Raw genomic sequence first — 10,661 nt, 5'->3', positions numbered from 1 at the left:
TATTTCGCTATAAATTCAAGGCAAGCGTGCCATTACGTCTTTAATACATCACAAAAAATTAATAATTTTCTCCAAAAAACGTGATTATCGGTCACTTTGCCTGCCGTAGTCCTGCTACGCGGCTTTCAATGCCAGCTCTCTGAGCACTCCATGAGCCACCGAGAAAACGGCACAATCCACATCATTGGCGGCTTGCATGTCGTTCAGCATCCGCTCCCAGCGGGCGAGTAACATCCTCTTGTTCCCCCGCCACGCCTCAATCCGCTTCTCCGGCGCTCCATCGCCATCAACGGGCTCGGAAAACACGCTGAGCGTGAGATTCCGTAACTGATGGTCCAGCTCGTCCCTGAAATGAATGGTCGCCAACACTTGCCAGTGGCCATTTGCCCGGAAGGCCCGCATTTGCCGGTCCAACCAGGTCAGGTTCAGGCTTTCACCGAGGGTGAAATACACCCAGGCCACCGACTCCAGCTTTTCGTCCAGCTGACGGGCGATCTCGACCATGTCCATCAGCCAGTAGCGGCTTTCCGCGGAAGCGCACCAGGCGGAAAGATCTTCCGGAACCATCCGCTCACAGTATTCAGCATAGCGTTCATACCAGCGACTTGCAGGAATCACCGATTCAAGTCGGCTTTTCGAGGCCAGCACATCCGCCATGGGAGCCCGGTAATGGTCGATACAGGAAACCGGGTCCAGCGCCTGCCGGCGGTTCTGCAAGAGCCAGCTGGTGCTTCGGGTCACCAACCGGATGGCATCGGCGAACAGGTCTGCCTGAACGCCGGCGTCAATTTTTCCATCCAGTGATTCCATACTCTCCCAATGGGCGTCTACGTCATGTATTCGCAGGGAGATCAGGTAGGCCGAGGCAATCCGTCCAGCATCAGCCCCGGTAGCGCTGCGTATCCGGTCAAACCAGGTGATCCCCATGCGATTTACCATGTCGTTGGCAATCTGGGTGGCCGAGATTTCTGCACGCAGGGGATGGGCCCCCACCGCTTCCGGGAAGGCGGCCAGCAGAGAGGCCGGGAAAGCCGAGTGCAGCGCAGAATTGAATCGCGGGTCATGGACGATCGGTGATGCGACCAGGGCCTGCTTGAGTTCAATTTTTGCGTAGGAAACCAGTACCGCCAGTTCAGGGCGTGTCAGGCCGCCGCCGTGCTCACGGCGAGCCTGCAATTCTTCATCCGACGGAAGAAATTCGAGACTGCGGTCCAGTTTGCATTCTGTCTCCAGCCTGCGCATCAGCCGTTCGTACTGGTCTGCGGTGGCAACTGCAGGGTTCTGGGCAAGACTCAGCGCCATCGCCTGTCTGTAATTGTTGCGCAGCACCAGTTCGGCCACCTCAGACGTCATGGCCCTGAGCATCCGGTTTCGCTCCGGAAGCGACATCAGCTGTCGGTGCACCAGGTCATTCAGCAGAATCTTGATGTTCACCTCATGGTCCGAGCAGTCGACGCCACCGGCGTTATCGATAAAATCACTGTTCACGGAGCCGCCACGACGGGCGAAGTCGATCCGGGCCTTCTGGGTAACACCCAGGTTCCCGCCCTCTCCCAATGCCTTGCATCGCAGTTCGTTACTGTCTATTCGAAGCGCATCGTTGGTCTTGTCGCCCACATCCTCATGGGACTCCGAAGGCGCCTTCACGTAGGTCCCGATACCACCGTTCCACAGCATGTCTACCGGCGCTTTCAACAAAGCGCTGATCAGATCCGCAGGCGACAGGCTGCGTGCCTTGATGCCCAACACCTTGCGCATCTGCGACGACACAGGAATAGACTTCATGGACCGGGAGAAAACACCGCCCCCGTCGCTGATCAGCTGGGTGTCGTAATCGGCCCAGGATGAACCGGACAGTTTGAAAAGCCGCTCTCGCTCGCGAAACGAGACCGCGGCATCCGGATCCGGGTCGACAAAAATATGCTGGTGATTGAATGCACCGATAAGTCGAATTTGGTCCGAAAGCAGCATGCCGTTGCCGAACACATCGCCACCCATATCGCCGATACCGACCACGGTGAACTCATCGCTCTGGGTATCGGTGCCTTTTTCCAGGAAGTGCCGTTTCACCGACTCCCAGGCGCCCCGGGCGGTGATACCCATTTTCTTGTGGTCGTAGCCCTCACTGCCCCCGGAGGCAAAGGCATCGCCCAGCCAGAAGTTGTACTCTGCCGCCAGTGCGTTGGCGATATCGGAAAACGTGGCTGTGCCCTTGTCGGCGGCGACCACCAGATAGGTGTCATCGCTGTCATAGCGAACGACATTGGCAGGAGGGACTACCTGGCCGTCATCAAGGTTATCAGTGATATCCAGCAGCCCCCTTATGAAGGTCTGATAGCAGGCAACCCCTTCTTCGCGAACGGCCTCCCGAGAGCCATCCCTGGGCGGCTGCTTCACCACGAAGCCACCCTTGGCGCCTGCAGGCACGATCACCGAGTTCTTGACCTGCTGGGCCTTCACCAGGCCAAGGATCTCCGTACGGTAATCCTCAATCCGGTCGGACCAGCGAAGGCCACCCCGCGCCACTGGCCCGGCACGCAGATGAACGCCTTCAATTCGGGGCGAGTACACAAAAATCTCGAACTTTGGCCTTGGGCGCGGTATGTCAGGAATCGACGACGGGTCCAGCTTGAGCGATAGATAGGACGGAAACCCGCCATCCTCCCGGACCTGGAAATAGTTGGTTCTCAGCGTTGCCCGAATGAGCATGAAGAAACGCCGCAGAATGCGGTCGTCATCGAGGCTCGCCACCGCTTCCAGCGAATCCCGCAGCTCTGCCTCAAGCTTTTCTGTCCTGGACTTACGTCCTTTTACCCCGGGCTCGAACCGATTGAAAAAGAACGCCACAAGCCGCGACGTGATATCCGGATGCCGGGCCAGGGTTTCTGCAATGAACGGCTGGCTGAACCCGAATCGCAGTTGTTTCACGTAACGGGCATAGGCTCGGATCAGCGCCACTTCCCGCCAGCTCAGGCCGCAGAGCATGATCAGCTGGTTGAAATCGTCGTTTTCTGCAAAGCCGTTCCAGATCTCCCGGAACGCCGACTGGATCAGCGGCCTTGCAGTACTCAGGTCGGCTTGCCGGCACCGGTCGTGGAGTTCGACGGTAAAATCACTGACGCCGAAATTTTCGCCATCCCGTCGACGAACCCGGTATGGGTGCTCGCCCAGAACCCGCATACCCAGGTTCTCCAGAATCGGAATCACATCTGACAGGATAACCGGCTGGCCTTCGCTGTAGAGCTTGAAGTGGAATCCGGTTTCGGAAGGATCTCTGGGTTGGTAGAACCGCATGGGCACATCGGTGCTGACGGCAATGGACTGGATCTGCTCAATATCGGCAAGTGCCTCTGACACCGGAAACCTCGCCCGGTAGGCCGAAGGGAACCCGCCACTGAACACCTGGGCATAGCGCCCGCCAATCGAGTCGCCGAAACTCCGGACCAGTTCGCCGTGGAGGTCGTCATCCCAGGATCGGGACTCCTCCACCATCCGGGCCACGATCTCCCGGAGTTCAAGGGAGTCGTCGTTATCGGACGCCTGGTTCTGGAGGACATCGGCAAGCTGTTCCAGCAGGGTTTGTTTTTGTAATGCGCGGGAATCGGTCATCGAAACTCTCCGGACTTGGTAAACGTTCTTACTGGGCTGATGAACCTACCAGTATACGCAAGGCCGGAAAGTCACTTAGACCATATAGTTTCGGATTAGAGGAGTTTCGATTATATTTGCCATATGATTTAGCCGTTAATTTAACCTGGAACAGACAACATGGCCGAATTGGATCGAATAGACCAATCCATTATTCGCGAGCTACAGAAGAACTCCCGAATCACGGTAACCGAGCTTGCGTCCCGGGTGGGCCTTTCCAAAACTCCGTGCCAGGTGCGGATGCGCCGGCTTGAGGAGCACGGTTATATCACCGGTTATACGGCCCTGGTTAACCAGACCAAGCTTGGTCTCAGCCACATTGCTTTCGCCCAGGTCACCCTGAACGACACCAGCAGCGGCGCCCTGACCGCCTTTAACAAAGCTGTTCAGAGCGTCTCGGCGGTGGAGCAGTGCCACATGATTGCCGGCAACTTCGACTACCTGTTAAAAGTCCGAACCCGCAACATGCAGGAATACCGGCAGGTTCTTGGGGAGGAAATCTCGGCCCTGCCCCACGTGCTGCAAACCAGCACGTTTGTGGTTATGGAGAACGTCAAGGACGCCGGACTCTAAGAGCGATTTACCCGCATCCGGCGCCAAACCATCTATTCGGACTGCTCGTACTTGGGCTTGTAACCGCTGGCGTCTACCCGGGGCCGATCCGTCTCGGCTTCTGACAGTGGCTGGACCTCCTCGAGGCTTGCCAGAGAACGAAGCGTGAGTCGCTGGTACTCTTCTGTACCCTTTCTCTTCCAGGCGATTTCCTTGTCGCTCAGCATGCGCATAACCTTGGCCGGCGAGCCAACAATCAGCGATCCCGGCTCACAGGTAAACTTTGCCTTAACAAACGCGCAGGCGCCAACAATGGAGCGGGGTGCAATGTGCGCCTCATCCATCACCACCGCATTCATGCCCACCATGGCATCTTCTCCGACAACGCAGCCGTGCAGGATTGCGCCATGGCCGACGTGTCCGTTTTTCTCGACAACCGTATCCATCCCGGGAAAGGCATGCATGACACACGTGTCCTGAACATTCGCCCCCTGTTTCAGAATGATCCGCCCGAAATCTGCACGCAGCGAAGCCGCAGGCCCCACGTAGCAATCCGGTCCGATCCAGACATCCCCAATGAGAACGGCGGTTGGATGCACATAGGCGGACGGATGAACAACAGGAACAACGCCTTCTATACTGTAGCTGGGCATAACGATCTCCTTCGCGGACGGGCCTGGCAGCGCTCCGCCAAACGACAGGCGGAACGTGGGACCCGAAAAGTCATTGTGATTCATTTTCTGTATCACATTATCCTTTTCCGGGAGATTTTTCATACCTTGGCGCCTGTTTTGAGACGAGAATCGACCGCTGCAATGGCTCAAACCTGAGAGCGCTGATGAATTTTTACCGGATATTCAGCAATATAGACAAAGCAGGCGATTACCTCCGACCAACGTGATACAGAACCAAGCCAGCACAATCCTTGACGAGTATCAATTCTAAGATATACTCATTTTCCACATTCGATAGCAGTGTGCCGATTTAACACACCTTTCGCGCTATCACCCCTACAACAAACAACAGGACATACCGCCATGACTCAGCCGAGCATTCTTCTTGAAATCGATCAGGGCGTGGCTCTGCTTACCCTGAACCGTCCGGACAACCTGAACAGTTTCAACGTTGAAATGCATGAGCGTATGCGCGATGCCATCAGCACCGTGCGCAAGGATGAGTCTGTCCGTGTACTGGTCATCACCGGCTCCGGCCGGGGTTTTTGTGCGGGGCAGGATCTTTCCGACCGCAGCGTCTCACCAGATCAGGAAATGCCTGACTTGGGCGCCTCTCTGGAGAACTATTACAACCCGCTGATGCGGAGCCTCCGGGATCTGCCGATGCCCGTGCTCTGTGCGGTTAACGGGGTGGCCGCTGGCGCCGGCGCCAACATTGCCCTGGCCTGCGACATAACCCTGGCAGCCCGTTCTGCGAATTTCGTTCAGGCCTTCTGCAAACTGGGGCTGGTACCTGATTCCGGCGGCACCTGGACTCTGCCCCGGGTAGCGGGCATGGCCAGAGCCAAAGGCATGGCACTTCTGGGCGACAAGATCAGCGCCGAGCAGGCCGAGAACTGGGGCATGATCTGGCGTTGCGTTGATAACGAGCAACTCATGGAAGAGACCATGAAACTTGCCCGCCATTTCGCGACCCAACCGACCAAGGGCCTTGCACTGATCAAGCGGGCACTGCACGCCAGCGCCAGCAACACCTTTGAAGAGCAGATCAATCTGGAGCGCGATCTGCAGCGCATGGCGGGACAGACCGAAGACTACCGTGAGGGCGTTGCCGCCTTCATGGAAAAACGCACGCCGAACTTCAAGGGGAAATAAGCCATGCCGGCACTGGATACTCAAACCAAAGTTGCCGTCGTCGGCGCCGGCGCCATGGGCTCCGGCATTGCCCAGGTGGCCGCCCAGGCAGGCCACCAGGTTTACCTGCACGACCAGAGAGAGGGTGCCGCCGAGGCGGGCCGTGACGGTATCGCGAAGCAGCTTCAGCGTCGTGTCGACAAAGGCAAGATGCAGCAGCAGGAGCTGGACGATGTGATCGGCCGGATTCACCCGGTTGCAAAGCTTGATGACGTCGCAGACGCCGGGCTGGTGATCGAGGCCATCATCGAAGACCTCCAGATCAAACGTCAGCTGCTGGCGAGCCTTGAAGACCTGTGTACCGCCGATACGATCCTCGCCACCAACACCTCCTCCATCTCTGTTACCGCCCTCGGTGCTGACATGAGCAAACCGGAGCGTCTGGTGGGCATGCACTTCTTCAACCCGGCACCGCTGATGGCGCTGGTCGAAGTGGTCATGGGGCTGGCGACCAGCAAGACCGTTGCCGATACCGTCCATGCCACGGCCACCGCCTGGGGCAAGAAGCCGGTGTATGCAACGTCGACTCCGGGCTTCATCGTGAACCGCGTGGCCCGTCCGTTTTACGCGGAGAGCCTTCGCCTCCTTCAGGAGCAGGCCACCGATGCCGCCACCCTGGATGCGATTATCCGCGAAGCTGGCCAGTTCCGCATGGGCGCATTCGAGCTGACCGACCTGATCGGACACGACGTCAATTATGCGGTTACCAGCTCTGTCTTTAATTCCTATTATCAGGACCCCCGCTTTCTACCGTCGCTGATCCAGAAAGAACTGGTGGAAGCCGGTCGCCTGGGACGCAAGAGCGGCCAGGGGTTCTATCCCTATGGCGAGAGTGCGGAAAAGCCTCAGCCAAAGACCGAGCCGGCACATCAATCCGATGAGTCCGTGGTCATTGCCGAAGGCAATCCCGGCGTAGCCGCACCGTTGCTGGAGCGACTGAAGGCAGCCGGCCTGACCATTATCGAGCGCGACGGCCCGGGCCAGATTCGCTTCGGCGATGCGGTACTGGCACTTACCGACGGCCGGATGGCTACCGAGCGTGCCGCCTGTGAGGGCCTCGCCAATCTGGTGCTGTTTGACCTTGCCTTTGACTACAGCAAAGCAAGCCGGCTTGCCCTGGCGCCTGCCGATCAGGCGTCCGACGCAGCGGTTTCCTGTGCCTGTGCTTTACTGCAAAAAGCGGGTATCGAAGTCAGCCTGATCGCGGACCGGCCGGGGCTGGTCATCATGCGTACCGTCGCCATGCTGGCGAATGAAGCGGCCGATGCGGCTCTTCACGGTGTTGCAACGGTCGCGGATATCGATCTGGCAATGAAAGCGGGCCTGAACTATCCCGACGGCCCCCTGAGCTGGAGCGACCGCCTGGGCGCGGGCCACGTGTTCAAGGTGCTCACCAACATCCAGACCAGCTACGCAGAGGACCGCTATCGCCCTGCCCTGCTGCTCCGGAAGAACGCATTTGCACAGAAGGGGTTTTATTCATGAGCGAGATGGATCCGCAAGTACTCGCCGAAGAATGCGCCAAGGCCATGTTCGCGCGGGACCGCGCCAGCCAGAAACTGGGCATGAACATCGAGTCCGTTGCCCCGGGCAAGGCAGTGCTCACCATGACGGTCACCTGCGACATGATCCAGGGCCACGGCTCCTGCCACGGCGGTTACCTGTTCACCCTGGCCGATTCGGCGTTTGCGTTTGCCTGTAACAGCTACGACCGCGCCACCGTGGCCTCCGGTTGCAGCATTGATTACATGTACGGGGCCAAAGAGGGCGACCGGCTGACCGCCACCGCCGAAGAGCAGGCCCGAGGCGGCCGCACCGGCGTTTACGACATCACACTAACCAATCAGGACGGCCGCAAGGTTGCCCTGTTCCGGGGCCGCTCCTATGAGGTTCGTGGCACCGTACGCAATTCGGAGGAAACTGCATGAGCGCCGACAATATCCTGAAAGACGCCTACATCGTCGATGCCATCCGCACCCCCATCGGTCGATACGGCGGTGCTCTCTCCGCCGTGCGGGCAGATGACCTGGGCGCTATTCCTATCAAGGCCCTGGCAGAGCGCCATCCGGATCTGGACTGGTCGAAAATTGACGACGTTCTTTATGGCTGCGCCAACCAGGCCGGTGAAGACAATCGCGACGTTGCCCGCATGTCCCTGCTACTGGCTGGCCTTCCGGTGGACGTACCGGGCAGCACCATCAACCGTCTGTGCGGTTCCGGTATGGATGCAGTCGGCAGCGCCGCCCGGGCCATCCGTACCGGCGAAACACAGCTGATGATTGCCGGCGGCGTCGAATCCATGTCCCGTGCTCCCTTCGTTATGGGCAAGGCCGACTCTGCATTCAGTCGCAAGGCGGAGATTTTTGACACCACCATCGGCTGGCGCTTTGTAAACCCGGTACTGAAAAAGCAGTACGGCATTGATTCCATGCCCGAGACGGCGGAAAACGTTGCGGCCGACTTCGGCATTTCCCGGGAAGACCAGGACGCGTTCGCCCTGCGCAGTCAGCAGCGGACCGCGGCTGCCCAGAAAGAAGGCCGCCTGGCCGCTGAGATCACACCGGTCACGATTCCCCGCCGCAAGCAGGACCCGCTGGTGGTGGACACCGACGAGCATCCCCGGGAAACCAGCCTGGAAAAACTCGCCTCTCTGCCAACCCCGTTCCGTGAAAACGGCACGGTGACTGCGGGCAATGCGTCCGGCGTGAACGACGGTGCCTGCGCACTGCTTCTGGCGGGAGCCGATGCCCTCAAACAGTACAACCTCAAACCCCGCGCCCGGGTAGTTGCCATGGCAACGGCTGGCGTAGAGCCACGGATCATGGGCTTTGGCCCGGCACCGGCCACCCGAAAGGTTCTGGCCACCGCCGGTCTGGAGCTGGCAGATATAGATGTTATCGAGCTGAACGAGGCATTTGCTGCGCAGGCCCTGGCGGTTACCCGTGATCTCGGCCTGCCAGATGATGCCGAGCACGTAAATCCGAACGGTGGCGCCATTGCCCTCGGCCACCCCCTGGGCATGAGCGGCGCCCGGCTGGTAACCACTGCCCTGAATGAACTGGAGCGTCGCCACGCCGCGGGCCAGAAAGCCCGGTATGCCCTCTGCACCATGTGCATCGGCGTTGGCCAGGGCATCGCACTGATCATTGAACGGATGGATGCGGTGGCCTGAAGCCACCCGCCAACAAGAACAAAGACCCTTATTCGACAAGAACAACGCAGGACAGAACCATGACCTTACCACTGCAAAAACTTGGCAAACTTGACCGCATGGAAACCGCCAGCATTGATGAGCTGCGCCACGAACAGCTGCAGCGCCTGCGCTGGAGCGTTGTCCATGCCTACACCAACGTGCCGTTCTACCGCAAAGCGTTTGATGACCAGGGTCTGAAGCCCATGGACATCAACTCGCTGGAAGACCTGGCCAAGGTGCCATTCACCACCAAGGCGGATCTGCGGGACAACTACCCGTTCGGCATGTTTGCCACCCCCATGTCCGACGTGGTGCGGGTGCACGCCTCCAGTGGTACCACCGGCAAGCCAACCGTCGTCGGTTACACCCAGAGTGATATCAACACCTGGGCCGACATTGTGGCACGGTCCATCCGGGCCGGCGGCGGCTCCCGTGGCGACAAGGTTCATGTAGCCTATGGCTATGGCCTGTTCACCGGCGGTCTGGGCGCCCACTATGGCGCCGAACGCCTTGGCTGCACGGTTATTCCGATGTCCGGCGGCCAGACCGAGAAGCAGGTTCAGCTGATCAAGGATTTCGAACCGGACATCATCATGGTGACGCCGTCCTACATGCTGAACATTGCCGATGAAATGGAGCGTCAGGGCATTGATCCCCATAAACTGCCCCTGCGGCTCGGCATTTTCGGCGCAGAACCGTGGACCAACGCCATGCGATCCGAGATCGAGGAGCGCCTCGGCATCGAGGCTCTTGATATCTATGGTCTGTCGGAAGTCATGGGGCCGGGCGTGGGCATGGAATGTATTGAAACCAAAGACGGCCCGACCATCTGGGAGGATCACTTCTATCCGGAAATCATCAACCCGGAAACCGGTGAAGTGCTGCCTGATGGTGAATACGGTGAGCTGGTCTTCACGTCATTGACCAAGGTGGCCCTGCCGATTCTGCGTTACCGCACCCGAGACCTCACCCGCCTGCTTCCGGGTACAGCGCGCCCGATGCGCCGGATTGACAAAATTACCGGCCGCAGCGACGACATGCTGATCATTCGCGGCGTCAACGTGTTCCCGAGCCAGATCGAGGAGCAGGTGCTCAAGTGCGAGGCTCTGGCACCGCACTACGAGATCGAGGTTTACAAGGAAGGCAACCTGGACTGCGTGGATATCCGGACCGAACTGAAACCCGGCGTAACCGACACCCCCGAAAGTCGTGCTGCGGCGGCCAAGGAACTGGCGCACCACATCAAGTCCTACATCGGCATCAGCACCCGTGTCGAGGTGGTGGAAACCAACCGTCTGGCACGCTCGGAAGGCAAGGCCAAGCGCGTATTTGATCGCCGTAACCAGTAAATCCGACCGACCAGCAGAGAGTCAGCACGCAGCGGATGCCGCTGACTCTCG

General features: G+C 59.0%; 8 protein-coding genes. 6 read left to right on the top strand and 2 right to left on the bottom strand.

The window, feature by feature from the left end:
• Positions 1-114: 114 nt before the first annotated feature.
• Positions 115-3,609: an NAD-glutamate dehydrogenase gene (locus MDHKLMBL_RS00165; RefSeq protein ID WP_104269836.1), complete on the bottom strand. Its 3,495-nt coding sequence runs from the start codon at positions 3,607-3,609 to the stop codon at positions 115-117.
• A gap of 159 nt (positions 3,610-3,768) precedes the next feature.
• Here MDHKLMBL_RS00165 and MDHKLMBL_RS00160 point away from each other — a divergent pair, with 159 nt between their 5' ends.
• The gene (locus MDHKLMBL_RS00160) at positions 3,769-4,221 is read left to right on the top strand and encodes an Lrp/AsnC ligand binding domain-containing protein (protein ID WP_008173814.1); all 453 of its coding nucleotides are present in this window, start codon (positions 3,769-3,771) and stop codon (positions 4,219-4,221) included.
• A 32-nt stretch (positions 4,222-4,253) separates the two neighbouring features.
• Here MDHKLMBL_RS00160 and paaY read toward each other — a convergent pair whose 3' ends face one another.
• Positions 4,254-4,853, bottom strand: coding sequence for a phenylacetic acid degradation protein PaaY (gene paaY, locus MDHKLMBL_RS00155; protein ID WP_104270126.1), 600 nt, complete (start codon positions 4,851-4,853; stop codon positions 4,254-4,256).
• Positions 4,854-5,237: 384 nt separating this feature from the next.
• On the opposite strand from paaY, the gene paaG reads away from it, so the two are divergent.
• Genes paaG through paaK form a run of 5 tightly spaced genes read left to right on the top strand, consistent with a single transcriptional unit; the run spans position 5,238 to position 10,610 of the window.
• Positions 5,238-6,029: a 2-(1,2-epoxy-1,2-dihydrophenyl)acetyl-CoA isomerase PaaG gene (paaG, locus tag MDHKLMBL_RS00150; RefSeq protein WP_008173811.1), complete on the top strand. Its 792-nt coding sequence runs from the start codon at positions 5,238-5,240 to the stop codon at positions 6,027-6,029.
• Between the two features lie 3 nt (positions 6,030-6,032).
• Positions 6,033-7,553 (top strand): 3-hydroxyacyl-CoA dehydrogenase PaaH, encoded by a 1,521-nt coding sequence (gene paaH / locus MDHKLMBL_RS00145; RefSeq protein WP_092033845.1) that lies wholly within the window; start codon positions 6,033-6,035, stop codon positions 7,551-7,553.
• Entirely contained in the window at positions 7,550-7,996 is a 447-nt protein-coding gene (paaI, locus tag MDHKLMBL_RS00140) for a hydroxyphenylacetyl-CoA thioesterase PaaI (protein WP_104269835.1), read from the top strand. Before paaH ends, paaI begins: the two co-directional genes overlap by 4 nt.
• Positions 7,993-9,240: a 3-oxoadipyl-CoA thiolase gene (gene pcaF / locus MDHKLMBL_RS00135; RefSeq protein WP_273045465.1), complete on the top strand. Its 1,248-nt coding sequence runs from the start codon at positions 7,993-7,995 to the stop codon at positions 9,238-9,240. Before paaI ends, pcaF begins: the two co-directional genes overlap by 4 nt.
• A gap of 59 nt (positions 9,241-9,299) precedes the next feature.
• Positions 9,300-10,610 carry a phenylacetate--CoA ligase PaaK gene (gene paaK, locus MDHKLMBL_RS00130; protein WP_014577966.1) on the top strand — a complete coding sequence of 437 codons (1,311 nt, stop codon included), beginning with the start codon at positions 9,300-9,302 and terminating at the stop codon, positions 10,608-10,610.
• The last annotated feature ends 51 nt before the right edge of the window (positions 10,611-10,661 follow it).

The organism is Marinobacter flavimaris (assembly GCF_002933295.1).
Classification (GTDB): Bacteria; Pseudomonadota; Gammaproteobacteria; order Pseudomonadales; family Oleiphilaceae; genus Marinobacter; species Marinobacter flavimaris.
This window is presented reverse-complemented; position numbering and strand designations above follow the sequence as displayed.